Annotated in this window: 16 protein-coding genes; 10 read left to right on the plus strand and 6 right to left on the minus strand. The window is 63.1% G+C overall.

Annotated features, from left to right (window positions below):
- Positions 1 to 10 precede the first annotated feature (10 nt).
- The 6 genes from ACFSOZ_RS06350 to ppa all read left to right on the plus strand — a co-directional run bounded on the left by ACFSOZ_RS06350 (position 11) and on the right by ppa (position 4,422).
- Positions 11 to 649 (plus strand): LemA family protein, encoded by a 639-nt coding sequence (locus ACFSOZ_RS06350; RefSeq protein ID WP_379094822.1) that lies wholly within the window; start codon positions 11 to 13, stop codon positions 647 to 649.
- A gap of 166 nt (positions 650 to 815) precedes the next feature.
- Entirely contained in the window at positions 816 to 1,604 is a 789-nt protein-coding gene (locus ACFSOZ_RS06355; RefSeq protein ID WP_379094825.1) for a TPM domain-containing protein, read from the plus strand.
- 4 nt (positions 1,605 to 1,608) lie between these two features.
- Entirely contained in the window at positions 1,609 to 2,502 is an 894-nt protein-coding gene (locus tag ACFSOZ_RS06360) for a TPM domain-containing protein (protein ID WP_379094828.1), read from the plus strand.
- 9 nt (positions 2,503 to 2,511) lie between these two features.
- The gene (locus ACFSOZ_RS06365) at positions 2,512 to 3,150 is read left to right on the plus strand and encodes a TPM domain-containing protein (RefSeq protein WP_379094831.1); all 639 of its coding nucleotides are present in this window, start codon (positions 2,512 to 2,514) and stop codon (positions 3,148 to 3,150) included.
- A gap of 118 nt (positions 3,151 to 3,268) precedes the next feature.
- Positions 3,269 to 3,775 (plus strand): GNAT family N-acetyltransferase, encoded by a 507-nt coding sequence (locus tag ACFSOZ_RS06370; protein ID WP_379094834.1) that lies wholly within the window; start codon positions 3,269 to 3,271, stop codon positions 3,773 to 3,775.
- Positions 3,776 to 3,888: 113 nt separating this feature from the next.
- Positions 3,889 to 4,422 (plus strand): inorganic diphosphatase, encoded by a 534-nt coding sequence (gene ppa / locus ACFSOZ_RS06375; RefSeq protein ID WP_379094837.1) that lies wholly within the window; start codon positions 3,889 to 3,891, stop codon positions 4,420 to 4,422.
- A 9-nt stretch (positions 4,423 to 4,431) separates the two neighbouring features.
- On the opposite strand, the gene ACFSOZ_RS06380 is transcribed toward ppa, so the two are convergent.
- The gene (locus ACFSOZ_RS06380) at positions 4,432 to 5,025 is read right to left on the minus strand and encodes a hypothetical protein (protein ID WP_379094840.1); all 594 of its coding nucleotides are present in this window, start codon (positions 5,023 to 5,025) and stop codon (positions 4,432 to 4,434) included.
- A gap of 45 nt (positions 5,026 to 5,070) precedes the next feature.
- Positions 5,071 to 5,685: a TetR/AcrR family transcriptional regulator gene (locus ACFSOZ_RS06385; protein WP_379094842.1), complete on the minus strand. Its 615-nt coding sequence runs from the start codon at positions 5,683 to 5,685 to the stop codon at positions 5,071 to 5,073.
- A gap of 74 nt (positions 5,686 to 5,759) precedes the next feature.
- On the opposite strand from ACFSOZ_RS06385, the gene ACFSOZ_RS06390 reads away from it, so the two are divergent.
- Both ACFSOZ_RS06390 and ACFSOZ_RS06395 read left to right on the plus strand, forming a co-directional pair.
- Positions 5,760 to 7,043 carry an MFS transporter gene (locus tag ACFSOZ_RS06390; protein WP_379094845.1) on the plus strand — a complete coding sequence of 428 codons (1,284 nt, stop codon included), beginning with the start codon at positions 5,760 to 5,762 and terminating at the stop codon, positions 7,041 to 7,043.
- Positions 7,044 to 7,193: 150 nt separating this feature from the next.
- Positions 7,194 to 8,768, plus strand: a complete 1,575-nt coding sequence (locus tag ACFSOZ_RS06395) for an alkaline phosphatase D family protein (RefSeq protein WP_379094847.1) — start codon at positions 7,194 to 7,196, stop codon at positions 8,766 to 8,768.
- 45 nt (positions 8,769 to 8,813) lie between these two features.
- Here the strand turns inward: ACFSOZ_RS06395 and ACFSOZ_RS06400 are convergent, their stop codons facing one another.
- A complete protein-coding gene (locus tag ACFSOZ_RS06400; protein WP_379094850.1) occupies positions 8,814 to 9,095 on the minus strand; it encodes a hypothetical protein in 282 nt (93 codons plus the stop codon).
- Between the two features lie 197 nt (positions 9,096 to 9,292).
- Here ACFSOZ_RS06400 and typA point away from each other — a divergent pair, with 197 nt between their 5' ends.
- The gene (gene typA / locus ACFSOZ_RS06405) at positions 9,293 to 11,122 is read left to right on the plus strand and encodes a translational GTPase TypA (RefSeq protein ID WP_379094853.1); all 1,830 of its coding nucleotides are present in this window, start codon (positions 9,293 to 9,295) and stop codon (positions 11,120 to 11,122) included.
- A gap of 51 nt (positions 11,123 to 11,173) precedes the next feature.
- Here the strand turns inward: typA and ACFSOZ_RS06410 are convergent, their stop codons facing one another.
- Complete coding sequence (locus ACFSOZ_RS06410) at positions 11,174 to 11,800, minus strand: DUF1062 domain-containing protein (RefSeq protein ID WP_379094856.1); 627 nt, start codon at positions 11,798 to 11,800, stop codon at positions 11,174 to 11,176.
- Positions 11,801 to 12,209: 409 nt separating this feature from the next.
- Between ACFSOZ_RS06410 and ACFSOZ_RS06415 the strand changes: the two genes are divergently transcribed.
- Positions 12,210 to 12,821 carry a LysE family translocator gene (locus tag ACFSOZ_RS06415; protein WP_379094859.1) on the plus strand — a complete coding sequence of 204 codons (612 nt, stop codon included), beginning with the start codon at positions 12,210 to 12,212 and terminating at the stop codon, positions 12,819 to 12,821.
- Positions 12,822 to 12,925: 104 nt separating this feature from the next.
- Here ACFSOZ_RS06415 and ACFSOZ_RS06420 read toward each other — a convergent pair whose 3' ends face one another.
- Together ACFSOZ_RS06420 and ACFSOZ_RS06425 are read right to left on the minus strand one after the other, a co-directional pair.
- The gene (locus ACFSOZ_RS06420; RefSeq protein WP_379094862.1) at positions 12,926 to 13,249 is read right to left on the minus strand and encodes a YciI family protein; all 324 of its coding nucleotides are present in this window, start codon (positions 13,247 to 13,249) and stop codon (positions 12,926 to 12,928) included.
- Between the two features lie 137 nt (positions 13,250 to 13,386).
- Complete coding sequence (locus ACFSOZ_RS06425; protein ID WP_379094865.1) at positions 13,387 to 13,950, minus strand: peroxidase-related enzyme; 564 nt, start codon at positions 13,948 to 13,950, stop codon at positions 13,387 to 13,389.
- Positions 13,951 to 13,999 lie beyond the last annotated feature (49 nt).

Below are 13,999 nucleotides of genomic sequence, written 5' to 3' on the forward strand. Positions count from 1 at the left end.
GGACCCCATCATGTTTGCCCAGCGCCTTGCTCCACCGTCCATATTCCGCACGCTGCCCGCCTTCCTGATGATGGCGATCGTGTTGCCGCTGCTTGCCGGCTGTGGCTACAACACCATCCCGACGGCGGAGGAAAACGCCAAGGCGGCATGGAGCGAGGTGCTGAACCAGTATCAGCGCCGCGCCGACCTGATCCCCAACCTCGTCGAGACGGTCAAGGGCTATGCGGCGCACGAAAAGGACACGCTCGACGCGGTGGTTGAAGCGCGCGCCAAGGCAACGCAGATAACGGTGACGCCGGAAACGCTGAAAGACCCGGAAGCCCTCAAGAAGTTCCAGGATGCCCAGGCGGGGCTGACAAGCGCGTTGTCACGGCTGATCGCGGTGTCGGAAGCCTATCCGGATCTCAAGGCCAACCAGAATTTCCTGGCGCTGCAGGCGCAACTCGAGGGCACCGAAAACCGCATCGCGGTGGCGCGGCGCGATTACATCCAGGCGGTGAAGGACTACAATCTGACGCTGAGGACCTTCCCCTCGGTGCTGTGGGCGACCTTCTGGTTCCGCAGCAACCAGCCCTTCGCCAACTTCACCATCGACGACGACAAGCTGCAGACGCCGAAGGTCGATTTCGGCACGAAGCAGGGCGGGTGAGCGGCGAAGCCGGCAAATCTCCTAGTATCGCATCCTGACGAGACGGACCGCAGGCGTGTCCACACCCCCCTTTGTCCCGCCGGACATCTCCCCCTCAAGGGGGGAGATTGGCTGTCGCCTCCGCTTTCGCCAATCTTGGGGGGCGCGACGGATCGCCAACCTTGCCTTGCTGTATGCCATTCTAGGCTTTCTCTTCCTTCCTCTCGCTCTCGCCGCCGACCTGCCCGCCCTGACCGGGCGTGTCGTCGACAATGCGGGCATCATCGACCCCGCCACCAAGGCGGCGCTGACGCAAAGACTTGCCGATTTCGAGACCAAGGGCTCCGACCAGATCGTCGTCGCCACCATCAATAGCCTCGATGGTGAAGAGATCGAGCCCTACGCCAACCGGCTGTTCCGCTTCTGGAAACTTGGCCAGGCGAAGGAAAACAACGGCGTCCTGCTGCTGGTGGCCAAGAACGACCGCAAGATGCGCATCGAGGTCGGCTATGGGCTGGAAGGCACGCTGACCGACCTGCATACCAAGCTGATCATCGAAAACGACATGGTGCCGGCGTTCCGCGCCGGCGATTTCTCCGGCGGCATCAGCAAAGCCGTCGACGACATGGTCATGGTGCTGGAAGGCAATCCGGAGGAGTTGGTGGCGCGGGGCGAGCGCAACCAGCAGCCGCCCTTCAACACCGACGATCTGTTCTTCGCGGTGTTCATCGGCATCTGGGCGATCATCTTCTTCGGCAGCATGGCGGTTTCCGTTCTGCCGCCGATCTTCGGCCAGAAGCTTGGTCCCGGCCGCTATCGCTGGCTCGGCATGACCTTCGAACCACACCGGCGGTCCTCCGGTGGCGGCTGGTCGTCGGGCAGTTCCGGCGGTGGCTGGTCTTCGGGTGGCAGCGGCGGCGGCTTTTCCGGCGGCGGCGGTTCGTCCGGCGGCGGCGGTTCTTCGGGAAGCTGGTGATGGCATGACGATACGCAGCATCGATCCGACGACACCCAGCCGCCCGGCTGCGGCGATCGGCGCTGCCTTGATCGTATTGGCTGCCGTGCTGTTCTGCTGTTTCACGGCCCTTGCCGCCGAACTGCCGGCGCTGACGGGCCGTGTCGTCGACAATGCCGGCATCATCGACCCCGCCACCAAGGCGGCGCTGACGCAAAAACTCGCCGATTTCGAGACAAAGGGCTCCGACCAGATCGTCGTAGCGACCATCAATAGCCTCGATGGCGAAGGGATCGAACCTTACGCCAACCGGCTGTTCCGCTTCTGGAAACTCGGCCAGGCCGGCGAGAACAATGGCGTGCTTTTGCTGGTGGCCAAGAACGACCGCAAGATGCGCATTGAGGTCGGCTATGGGCTGGAAGGCACGCTGACCGACCTGCACACCAAGCTGATCATCGAAAACGACATGGTGCCGGCCTTCCGCGCCGGCGATTTCTCCGGCGGCATCAGCAAGGCCGTCGACGACATGGTCTTGGTGCTGGAAGGCAATCCGGAGGAGCTGGAAGCGCGCGGTCACCGCAATCCCACCGACAACAGCACTCCCATCGACCCTATCGTCGCGGTGTTCCTGATCCTGTGGGGGACAATGTTCTTCGGCGGGTTGGCGATGGCGTTCCTGCCGCCGATGTTCGGCACGAAGCTGTCGCCGGGCGTGTACAAATGGCTGGGCATGACATTCCGTTACGGCCGCGGACCGAGCGGATCGTCGGGCAGCGGTTGGACGACGGGTTCGTCGTCGGGCAGCGGCTGGTCGTCGGGAAGTTCGGGCAGTGGCTGGTCGTCGGGTTCGAGCAGCAGTGGCGGGTTTTCCGGCGGCGGCGGTTCGTCCGGTGGTGGTGGTTCTTCAGGAAGCTGGTGAGACAAGATCATGGTGACACGACCGATCAGTCCAGAAGATCATGAGCGCATCGCCGCGGCGATCCGCGCTGCCGAAGCCAGGACCGATGGCGAGATCTACTGCGTCGTGGCGCATGCCAGCGATGGCTATTTCTTCCCGGCCGCCTTCATGGCGACGGCAGGCATGCTGATCGTCAGCCTTGCCGTCGGCTACGGACTGGAGGCCTGGTGGCTGTCGATCCGGCTGCCGCACTTCGTCATCGCCCAGCTGCTGGCGCTGGCCTGTGTCATGGCCTTGTTATGGGCGCTGCCCGGCCTGCGCATCCATCTGGTGCCGAGGCGGCTGCGTTATCAGGCGGCGCACGCCAATGCGATCAAGCAGTTCCTTGCCCGCAACGTCCACCGCACGACGGCGCGCACCGGCGTGCTGGTCTTCGTCTCGATCGCCGAGCACTACGCCGAGGTGGTCGCCGACTCGGGCATCGATGCCAAGGTCGGCCAGCATGTCTGGGATGGCGTCGTCCGCGACTTGACCGCGCATGCCGGCGACGACCGGCTTGCCGATGGCTTCGTCAAGGCGATCGAATCGGTGGGGGCGGTGCTGGCCGAGCATTTCCCGGTCACCTCGGGCGACGCCAACGAACTCGACGACCATCTCGTCGAGATCTGAGCCTTTCCAAGACGGAATCGAAGGCACCTCATTGAGGCGATGATCGCCTGTGAGAAAGCGATCGGCGGGCTGCCCTGACTCTTGCAATCGGGCGATGCGGGTTTATGGTTAACAAATCATGAATACGCTCACGATCGACATCCGGAAGGCCGAGCCGCGCGACGCTGGCGACATCGCCGAGGTGCACCTGCAGGCCTGGCGCGGCGCCTATTCAGGCATCATTCCGCACCGTACCCTAACGTCGATGATCAACCGCCGCGGCGCCGACTGGTGGGCGAATGCCATCCGCCGCGCCGCCACCGTTCTGGTGGTCGAGATCGGCGGCCAGATCGCCGGCTATGCGACGATCGGCAAGAACCGCGCCCGGGAACTGCGGCAGCAGGGCGAAATCTACGAATTGTACCTGCGCCCGGAATATCAGGGTATCGGGCTCGGCAGCCGTTTGTTCGCGGCGGCCAGGGCGCGTCTGGCCGATCACGGGCTGAAGGGCATGGTGGTGTGGGCGCTGGAAGACAACCAGAACGCACTCGCCTTCTATGCCGGCGCCGGCGGCCGTGATGTTGCCGAGGGTGTCGAAATCTTCGAGCAGAAGGCGCTGAAGAAGGTCGCTTTCGTCTGGGAGTGACAGCCCGGCCTTCCGGCCACCACGCCCGCCGACCGTGTCCAGCACCATTCGCCGCATTGCGCAGCGCCGCAGCGCCCGCTATCGATCGTTTCATCGATAAGAGGGACAAAGCCATGCGCATTGAAGCCATAGCCAGCGGAAAGAATCCGCCTGAGGACGTCAACGTCATCATCGAGGTGCCGATCGGTGGCGAGCCGATCAAGTACGAGATGGACAAGGAGGCCGGCACGCTGTTCGTCGATCGCTTCCTGCACACCTCGATGCGCTACCCCGGCAATTACGGCTTCGTGCCGCACACGTTGTCGGGTGATGGCGATCCCATAGACGTGCTGATCTGCAACACGCGCGCATTGGTGCCGGGCTGCGTCATCAATGTCAGGCCGATCGGCGTGCTGATCATGGAAGACAATGCCGGCCAGGACGAAAAGATCATCGCCGTGCCGTCGCCGAAGTTGACGCTGCGCTACGAGAACGTCACCGAATATACCCAGCTGCCCGACATCACGCGCCAGCAGGTGCAGCACTTCTTCGAGCACTATAAGGATCTCGAGCCCGGCAAATGGGTCAAGATCGAAGGCTGGCACGATTCCAAATATGCCAAGAAGATGATCGTCGACGCGATCGAGCGGGCGAAGGCGAGCAAGTAGCCCGACTGGTCAGTTGTCGACGCGGCCGAAAGCCGGCACGTTGCCGATGACGGTGTGCTTGTCCTTGCCGCAGGCGAAGGTGCGGGCTTTCTCGTCGGCGAGTTTGCGCGCCTGATCGTTGGCGGCGGGATTGCCGGTGGCCAGCACCAGGCCGACCGTGCAGCCGTCGCGCGCGTCCATCTGGCCGACCTTGGCGACGAGCAGCACCTCGGTCGGCTTGTTCTGATCCTCAGGATTGCTGATCGAGCGGCGGTGGATCACGGCAAACGGCACGGCCTTTTCGCCATTGGTCTCGATGCGCCACTCGACCTTGGCTCCGGAGGAATTGAAGCCGGAAAAACTCTCCCAGACTGATGTCATGTCGCCGCCCGGCGGAAATCCATAGAACAGCGATTCACGGGCATCGTCATAGGCGACCAGCACGGGATAGCCGCGATAGCCGGAACAGGCGAGATCGGCCCAGTCGCCGTCGCCTTCCTCGGCCTGCGCGTAGGTCACGCAGTCCTTCTTCCAATCGAGATCGCTATAGGCGCTTGAGATGCCGTCGGCATGGGCCGCCTGACACAGGCCGGCGAGGGCAAGCGGGATCAGAATGGCACGCATGGCGGACGATCTCCGTTGCAACCCACCGAAGCGTAGCGCCAAACGCTATTTCTTCAAGCTCGCTTCGATCAGCAGGTCGGCATTGCGGGCGACCGACTGCGCTGGGCCGCCGAGCCCGAACAACTGGCCGCTGATATAGGCGCCTTCGATCAGGAGCAGCAGGCCGTCGCCCAGCGTGTCAGGGTCTTGCGCTCCCATCACAACCGCCATGGCGCGCAGCCGTCGGCGCAACTCCTGCTTGTTGGCCTCGCTGACCACGCGGGCCGGATGGCTGTGTTCGGGGTACTCGACCGCCGCGTTGGTCATGCCGCAGCCGCGATATTCCGCCACTTGCGTGCGCTTGCCGATGCGGGTCAGGAAAGCCTTGATCTGGGCGCGCGGGTCGCCGGGATGGGTGGCGACCGCCTCATCGAAACGCTCCCAGTATTCCAGGTCATATTGCCTGAGATAGGAAGCCGCCAGCTCATCCTTGGACGGAAAGCTGCGATAGAGGCTGGGCTTGGTGACGCCGGCCCGCCTGACGATCTCGTCGACGCCGATCGCCCGGATGCCGCGCCGGTAAAACAGGTCGTAGGCGACATCGAGGATCTTCTTGGCGGCTTTCGGCGGCGACGCATGACCGTCGCTGATGGTCAGTTCAATATTTTTGTCCGTTGGCATCATGGAACTCGATTGACGTGTTACCGATCGGTACGTATAGATGTTCTCACCCCTGCAACGTACCGGTCAGTAACATGATAGCTCAATCCCGTCCCTTTGGCCAGCGCTACGCCTTTGTCGTGGTCGGCGTCATCTTTCTCTGTTTGCTGGTCGCGGCCGGCTTGCGGTCGGCGCCCGCCGTCATGATGCTGCCGCTGGAGAACAGTTTCGGCTGGCGGCGCGACATCATCTCGCTGGCCGCCGGCGTTGGCATCCTACTCTACGGCCTCACCGGTCCATTTGCCGCAGCCCTGATGGAGCGGATAGGGTTGCGCCGCACGCTGCTTGCCTCGCTGGTGGTGATGTCGGGCTCGACCGCGCTCAGCCTCTTGATGACCAAGCCCTGGCATCTGTTCATCACCTGGGGCGTGTTCTCGGGAATTGGTTCCGGCGCCGTCGCCAGCGTACTTGGCGCCACCATCGTCAATCGCTGGTTCAAGACCAATCGCGGTCTTGTCATGGGGTTGATGTCGGCCTCCAGTGCCTCAGGCATGCTGGTGTTCCTGCCGCTGATCGCCGCGCTGGCGCAGTCGGGTGGCTGGCAGCCGGTCGTCATCGCTGTTGCGATCGCCACCGCGGCTCTGATACCGCTGGTCTGGCTGCTGGTGCCGGAGAGGCCGGCTTCGATCGGCATGGTGCGCTATGGCGCCGATGCCGACGACGTGCCGCCGACGCCACCCGCATCGCAAGGCAATTTCCTCGCGCATACGTTCTCGACGCTGCGCCGCGCCGCCGGCACGCGGGTGTTCTGGTACCTGTTCGCCACCTTCTTCGTCTGCGGCTTCACCACCAACGGACTGGTCGGCACGCATCTGATCGCGTTTTGCGGCGACATGGGCATCGGCGAGGTGCAGGCTGCTGGTCTGTTGTCTATGATGGGCATTTTCGATCTGATCGGCACGACGCTGTCGGGCTGGCTCACCGACCGTTTCGATCCGCGCAAGCTGCTCGGCGTCTATTATGGCATCCGTGGCCTGTCGCTGATCTACCTGCCCTATTCCGGCTTCTCGGCGACCAGCCTGATCATCTTCGCGGTGCTCTACGGCCTCGACTGGATCGCCACCGTGCCGCCGACGCTGCGGCTTGCCAACGAGGCGTTCGGCGACCGGAGCGGGCCGATCGTGTTCGGCTGGATCGTCGCCGGTCACCAAATCGGTGCGGCCACTGCGGCTGCCTTTGGCGGCACCATGCGTGAGCTGCAGGGCAATTATGAGCTGGCCTTCCTGATCGCCGGCATGACGGCAATCGCCGCCGCCTGTATCTCGCTGCTGATCAACACCAGCCGCCCGGCGTTCGAGCCGGAGCCGCAGGCAGCGTAGTCGCCGTCGTCCAACCTGCCAATCTCCCCCACGTGGGGGAGATCAGCAGCCCGCCTGTTGATCGTCAGAAAACCTTCATGGTTTCGAGATGTGCCTGAAACATTGACGCTGGAGTTTGGCGGCACCGTTCAAGCCATCCAGGAGACAGCCATGAACAAGCTCTCGATGACCCGCCGCGCTTTCGTCACCTCCGCCAGCGCCGTTGGCCTGGTCGGCGCCTCCAGCCTGGCGCTGCCATACTATTCGCGCGCCAACCAGCGCCCGGGCTTTACCCATGGCGTCCAGTCAGGCGATGTCGATGCCACCAGCGGCATGGTGTGGACGCGTACCGATCGCCCATCGCGCGTCATGTTCGAAGTGTCGTCGACCGAAAGTTTCACCGATGCCGTCCGCCTGGCGTCGCTCGATACCTCGCCGGCCAGCGACTATACGGTCAAGCGGCTGCTCACCGACCTCGCTTCCGACCAGGACATCTTCTACCGCATGACGGCCGCCGACCTTGCCGATATCAACGCCGTCTCCGAGCCGATCACCGGCCGCTTCCGCACCGCGCCCGCCTCCAGGCGCGACATCAAGTTCGCCTGGTCGGGCGACACCGCCGGCCAAGGCTGGGGCATCGACGAGACCGGCATGAAGACCTACGCTACGATCGGCAAGCACACTCCCGATTTCTTCCTGCATTCGGGCGACACCATCTATGCCGACGGCGCCATGAAGGACGAGGTCGACCTGCCCGGCGGCGGCAAGTGGAAGAACGTCGTGCTGATCGATGGCAAGCGCAAGGTCGCCGAGACGCTGGACGAATACCGGGACCAGTGGAAATACAACATGATGGACAGGAACGTGCTCGGCTTGAGCGCCATCTGCCCGACCTTCTACCAGTGGGACGACCACGAGGTGCTCAACAACTGGTCGGATTCGAAGGATCTCAGCGCCGACAACCGCTACACCGAGAAATCGATCCACGTGCTGGCGGCACGCGCGGCGCGCGCCTTCCATGAAATGACGACGATCCGCTACGAACCGTCCGAGCCCGGCCGCGTCTATCGCAAGATTGCCTACGGGCCGCTGCTCGACGTGTTCTTCCTCGACATGAGGTCCTATCGCGGCCCCAACGGTCCGGACATGCAGACGGAGATGACGCCGCAATCGCGCATGCTCGGCGAACAGCAGACGAAATGGCTGAAGCGCGAACTGGCGAATTCGAAGGCGACCTGGAAAATCATCGCCGCCGACATGCCGCTCGGCCTCGTGGTCTGGGACGATGGCGCCAAAAAGGTCGGCGCCGAAGCGGTCAGCAACGGCGACAACGGCCCGGCCAAGGGACGCGAACTCGAGATCGCCGATCTGCTGCGCTTCATCAAGAACGCCGGCATCAGCAACACTGTCTGGCTGACCGCCGACGTGCATTACACCGCCGCGCACTACTACAATCCCGACAAGGCGCAGTTCCAGGATTTCAATCCGTTCTGGGAGTTCGTCTCAGGGCCGATCCATGCCGGCACGTTCGGCCCGAACGATTTCGACATGACGTTCGGTCCGGAGCTGAAGTTCATCAAGGCGCCGACCGCCGAGCAAGGCCAGAACCTGCCGCCGTCAGCCGGCCTGCAGTTCTTCGGGCTGGTCGATATCAACGGCGCCAGCGAACAGATGACGGTGCGGCTGATGGATCGCGACGACAACGAGCTCTACAAGGTCACGCTCGACCCGGTGCGGTCGGCGTAAGCCGACCTTCGTCATCTCTGGGATGACGACCGCTGGCAGCGGTCGTCAGTCGGGGTAGCAGACCATCGGGATGTTGGGCCAGACGGCGCTGTCGCAGTTGGCGGCGTCCTGCCTCTGCTTGAAGGCGGCGCTGACCGGCCCGGTCACCATCGGGTCGACCCCGTCGGGGGCGTTGGCGAAAACCTGCTCGGCGGATGGCGCATCGGTCGGCAAGGCTGGCCGTGCCTCCTTCTGCGTCGCGGCCGACTGCGCGGCGTTGACCGCCAGCAGGACGGCAAAGGCAGCGGACGCGATGAGCGGCCAAAATCGGTTGAGTTTATCGGTCATGACGTTCGAACTGTCCGGGACCCGAAAGGTTCCCGCCTTGGTTAACAAAATCATCTCACACGCAGATGCTTAAGATTTGATGAGTATTTGGTGTCGCGCCGCCTCTTTCGCAACTGCGAAAAACCCTGTATGAGCCGCGCAACCGAAAGAGGCAGCGCCTTTTGGCCTGCTGCCCGCAACGCTTCCGAGACCAGAACATGAAAATTCGTAATATCGCGATCATCGCGCACGTCGACCATGGAAAAACCACCCTCGTCGACCAATTGCTCCGGCAATCCGGCTCCTTCCGCGACAATCAGCGCGTTGCCGAGCGCGCCATGGATTCCAACGACCTCGAAAAGGAACGCGGCATCACCATCCTGGCCAAGGCGACCTCGGTCGACTGGAAGGACACCCGCATCAACATCGTCGACACGCCCGGCCACGCCGATTTCGGCGGCGAGGTCGAGCGCATCCTGTCGATGGTGGATTCGGCCATCGTGCTGGTCGACGCCGCCGAGGGGCCGATGCCGCAGACCAAGTTCGTCGTCGGCAAGGCGCTCAAGGTCGGCCTGAAGCCGATCGTCGTCATCAACAAGATCGACCGTCCGGACGCCCGCCATGTCGAGGTGGTTAACGAGGTGTTCGACCTGTTCGCAGCGCTCGACGCCACCGACGAGCAGCTCGACTTCCCGATCCTCTACGGTTCAGGCCGCGACGGCTGGGTTTCCGAAAATCCGGAAGGTCCCAAGGACCAGGGCCTGGCGCCGCTGTTCGATCTCGTCATCAAGCATGTGCCGGCGCCGACCGTTCATCCCGGGCCGTTCCGCATGATCGGCACCATCCTGGAAGCCAATCCGTTCCTTGGCCGCATCATCACCGGCCGAATCGAATCTGGTACGCTGAAGTCCAACCAGCCGGTCAAGGTGCTGCACCATGACGGTACGTTGGTCGAGACCGGCCGTATCTCCAAGATCCTCGCTTTCCGCGGCCTCGAACGCCAGCCGATCGAGGAAGCGCAGGCGGGCGACATCGTCGCCATTGCCGGCCTGTCGAAGGGCACCGTTGCCGATACGTTCTGTGATCCGGCAGTGACCGAGCCGCTGCATGCGCAGCCGATCGATCCGCCGACCGTGACCATGTCCTTCCTGGTCAACGACAGCCCGCTTGCCGGCACCGAAGGCGACAAGGTGACCAGCCGCGTCATCCGCGACCGCCTGCTGCGCGAGGCCGAAGGCAATGTCGCGCTGAAGATCGAGGAATCGCCCGACAAGGATTCGTTCTTCGTCTCAGGCCGCGGCGAATTGCAGCTGGCCGTGCTGATCGAGACGATGCGCCGCGAAGGTTTCGAGATCGCCGTGTCGCGTCCGCGCGTCGTCATGCAGAAGGGCGAGAACGGCGAATTGCTGGAGCCGGTCGAGGAAGTCGTCATCGACGTCGACGAGGAGCACGCCGGCATCGTCGTGCAGAAGATGTCGGAGCGCAAGGCCGAGATGGTCGAGCTGCGCCCGTCGGGCGGCAACCGCCAGCGCATCGTCTTCCACGCGCCGACGCGCGGCCTGATCGGCTATCAGTCGGAACTGTTGACCGACACGCGCGGCACCGCCGTGATGAACCGGCTGTTCCATGCCTATGAGCCCTACAGGGGCGAATTGCCGGGCCGCACCAATGGCGTGCTGATCTCCAACGAGCAGGGCGAGGCGGTGGCCTACGCCATGTGGAACCTGGAAGACCGTGGCCCGATGGTCATCGATCCCGGCGTCAAAGTCTATCAGGGCATGATCATCGGCATCCACTCCAGAGACAACGACCTGGAAGTGAACGTGCTGAAGGGCAAGAAGCTCACCAACATCCGCGCCGCCGGCAAGGACGAGGCGGTCAAGCTGACGCCGCCGATCCGCATGACGCTGGAGCGCGCGCTGGCCTGGATCCAGGACGACGAACTGGTCGAGGTGACGCCGAAGACCATCCGGCTGCGCAAGCTCTATCTCGACCCCAACGAGCGCAAGCGCTTCGAGAAGTCGGCCAAGGCGGTCGGCGCGGCTTAATCCTCTTTTCCCAAAGTCGAGAGGGGCGAAGCATGCTTCGCCCCTCTTCGTTTATCCACCGGCAGCCAAGATGATGTGCTCCCGATCAGGCTCGCCAGCCAGGTCGATCCGGATCGTCGTTCCCTGCCGGGCCGGTTTGCGCAAGGCTTTGGCGCCTTCCGGGTCAACGATCAACAATCGCCGCTCTTCCAGCGCCTGAAGCCGCGATCGCGAGACGCCGAGTTCGTTGGCGAGCAAGCGGTCTAGCCGCAACGATGTCGGCATTTCGAGCCGGAGCTGGAGTTCCAATCCGGTTGAGCTTTCCCTCGTGTCGCCAAGTCTCTGCTTGTGCACGGCGACATCGGGGAACTCCTCGACATGTCCCACCCGGTTGCGCAGTGCAATGACATCGAAAGCATGGCGCCGGGCGAGCGCCGGATCGTTGCTTTCGAGCGCGGCCAGCAGCGCCGGCTCGATGTCGCGGCGGTTGCAGCGCTCCAGAATGCCGAAATTCCAGGAATTGTCGCAATCGACGCAGCGGTAGATCAGCCAGACGTCAATACGCTTGCCGTTGGCGTTGACGCGGAATTTCCCGCTGCAGCAATAGGCCTTCACAGTGCCGCAGCGGTTGCAGTTGATGAGCGGGCGAGGTGCGGTCTTGGGCGTGATCGCCCAGTGGACACGCAAGGTGCCAGACATGCCGATAAGCCTTCCCGTCGGGAAGTTCATCAGGCCGGCGATGTCGAGATGCCCATGCGGGCACGGCGTGGCGATAGCTAGCTATGATCGGAATCAGATGTCACGGCGGACAGCGCGCGACAGCGGTTCAGCAGTGCCAAACCGGTCTCGAACCGCCGCCCAGAGGAACACATGAAAATGAAAACAGGCACCGCGAATGCGGCGCCATGCAGTGTGTCGGGGGAGTTGACGAGACCGGCGGTTACTGAGGCAAAATGAAGCTCGAAATTGTTTCGCGGCGGCTCTTCTAGCCGCACCCGATGGGTACGGCAAGGGCTGCAATCAGAGGGTGAATTTCGCAGCAGGCCGCAGGGTGCCAAATCGCCGCCGATCAGGTATCGTCCGCTCCCCAACGCTTGAAGGCACTGCCATGCACCTCACATCGCTCCTGATCTTTGCCGCCGCTTTATTCGTTGCCGCCGGCTCGCCCGGCCCGTCGATCGCTGCACTCGTCGCCCGCGTCATCTCTAAAGGGTTTCGCGACGTGTTCCCGTTCCTGCTCGCCATGTGGATCGGCGAGGGCATCTGGCTGTCGCTGGCGGTGTTCGGCTTGGCTGTCGTGGCGCAGAGTTTTCACTTCGCTTTCGTCGTGGTGAAATGGATCGGCGTCGCCTATCTCGCTTATCTTGCCTTGAAGATGTGGACCGCGCCGGTCGAGGCAAACGCAGGCGAAATGCCGCGTGAGGATTCGCCGGCAAAACTGTTCTTCGCCGGCATGGCGGTGACGCTCGGCAACCCCAAGATCATGATGTTCTATCTGGCGCTGCTGCCAACGATCATCGACCTTGCTTCGGTCAGCATCGTCGGCTGGGTCGAATTGACGGCGACCATGGCCGTGGTGTTGGTCGCCATCGATCTCGCCTGGGTGCTTGCCGCCTCGCAGGCGCGCAAGCTGTTGAAGAGCAAGCGCGCCATGAAGATCTCCAACCGCGTCAGCGCGACGACGATGGCCGGCGCTGCCGCGGCGATCGCGGCGCGCTGACAGAGCATAAATCCGAACCGAAGGACCGCATCAGCGAAAAACGGGAACCGTTTTTTGCTTCTCTGGCCTTCGGCAGGAGAGATCGTGCTTAAACAAACGCCGCGTCACATCATTTCAATGATTGGCGCGATCTCGACGCTGAAACCCGGGTCCATCAGGATAGGGCAGTCCCTGGCCTTGCCGACGGCATCGTCGATGTCTCTTGCTTCGACGATTGTGTAGCCGGCCGTTGGATTGCTGCCGCCATTGTTCTCGACCTTGCCACCGGGCAGCAACATCCTCGACATGCCGACCGGATTGCCGCCGTCGACCACGGCCGAGCCGAGCTTGCCGTACCAGTCCGTCCAGGCGTCCATTGCCGCTTTCCGTTCGGCCTCCTCGGTCGGCATCTTGCCCGAGCCGTGATAGACGTAGAGAAACTTCGCCATGTTCTCCTCCCTTGATCAGCGGCATGGAACCGGCTTGCGGTCACGCCGCCTGGCGATCATCGGACCAAAGCGGCGAACATGCAACGAGAATGCGAGGTGGCTAATATACGGTGCGGTTGAGTTCCGGCCGCCGAGCCTCACCGCGCCATGGCGTGGTATTCGTCGTTCGGCCGCATGTCGATTGCCGCCGCCACGCGGTTCGACATGTTGAAGAAGGCGGCGGTCGAGGCGATGTCCCAGATGTCGCGATCGGTGAAGCCGGCCTGGCGAAGTGCGGCCCGATCGGCCTCGACGATCTTGGCCGGCTCTTCGGTCAGCTTGACGGCGAATTCGAGCATTGCGGTCTGCTTCGGCGAAAGGTCGGCGGCGCGGAAATTCATCACCATCATCTCGCCAAGCGCCGGGTCGCCGGACAGCTGGCGCACCGCCGCGCCATGCGCGGTCAGGCAGTAATAGCAATGGTTGATCGAGGAGACGGCGACCGCGATCATCTCGCGTTCCAGTTTCGACAGGCCGGACTCTCCCAGCATCAGGTCGTTGTACATATCGGTGAAAGCGCGCAGTTTCTTGTCGTCGAAGGTGTAGGCGCGCAGCACGTTGGGGACGAGGCCGAGCTTCTCCTCGCATTTGGCGAAATAGGTTTTTGTCGCCTCGCTCAGCTCTCCCGGGCCAAGGTCAAGCGCGGTGATCTTGCCGGTCATGGGTCATTTCTCCTCGGTGGGCGGCGGATTGCCGCAGAATTGCGATAAT

The organism is Mesorhizobium newzealandense (assembly GCF_042682145.1).
GTDB lineage: Bacteria > Pseudomonadota > Alphaproteobacteria > Rhizobiales > Rhizobiaceae > Mesorhizobium > Mesorhizobium newzealandense.

Excerpts from the sequence above, each read along its gene's own strand:
- ACFSOZ_RS06350 (WP_379094822.1), top strand. The coding sequence starts at position 11 with ATGTTTGCCCAGCGCCTTGCTCCACCGTCCATATTCCGCACGCTGCCC.
- ACFSOZ_RS06360 (WP_379094828.1), top strand. The coding sequence starts at position 1,609 with ATGACGATACGCAGCATCGATCCGACGACACCCAGCCGCCCGGCTGCG.
- ACFSOZ_RS06365 (WP_379094831.1), top strand. The coding sequence starts at position 2,512 with ATGGTGACACGACCGATCAGTCCAGAAGATCATGAGCGCATCGCCGCG.
- ACFSOZ_RS06370 (WP_379094834.1), top strand. The coding sequence starts at position 3,269 with ATGAATACGCTCACGATCGACATCCGGAAGGCCGAGCCGCGCGACGCT.
- ppa (WP_379094837.1), top strand. The coding sequence starts at position 3,889 with ATGCGCATTGAAGCCATAGCCAGCGGAAAGAATCCGCCTGAGGACGTC.
- ACFSOZ_RS06380 (WP_379094840.1), bottom strand. The coding sequence starts at position 5,025 with ATGCGTGCCATTCTGATCCCGCTTGCCCTCGCCGGCCTGTGTCAGGCG.
- ACFSOZ_RS06385 (WP_379094842.1), bottom strand. The coding sequence starts at position 5,685 with ATGCCAACGGACAAAAATATTGAACTGACCATCAGCGACGGTCATGCG.
- ACFSOZ_RS06390 (WP_379094845.1), top strand. The coding sequence starts at position 5,760 with ATGATAGCTCAATCCCGTCCCTTTGGCCAGCGCTACGCCTTTGTCGTG.
- ACFSOZ_RS06395 (WP_379094847.1), top strand. The coding sequence starts at position 7,194 with ATGAACAAGCTCTCGATGACCCGCCGCGCTTTCGTCACCTCCGCCAGC.
- ACFSOZ_RS06400 (WP_379094850.1), bottom strand. The coding sequence starts at position 9,095 with ATGACCGATAAACTCAACCGATTTTGGCCGCTCATCGCGTCCGCTGCC.
- typA (WP_379094853.1), top strand. The coding sequence starts at position 9,293 with ATGAAAATTCGTAATATCGCGATCATCGCGCACGTCGACCATGGAAAA.
- ACFSOZ_RS06410 (WP_379094856.1), bottom strand. The coding sequence starts at position 11,800 with ATGTCTGGCACCTTGCGTGTCCACTGGGCGATCACGCCCAAGACCGCA.
- ACFSOZ_RS06415 (WP_379094859.1), top strand. The coding sequence starts at position 12,210 with ATGCACCTCACATCGCTCCTGATCTTTGCCGCCGCTTTATTCGTTGCC.
- ACFSOZ_RS06420 (WP_379094862.1), bottom strand. The coding sequence starts at position 13,249 with ATGGCGAAGTTTCTCTACGTCTATCACGGCTCGGGCAAGATGCCGACC.
- ACFSOZ_RS06425 (WP_379094865.1), bottom strand. The coding sequence starts at position 13,950 with ATGACCGGCAAGATCACCGCGCTTGACCTTGGCCCGGGAGAGCTGAGC.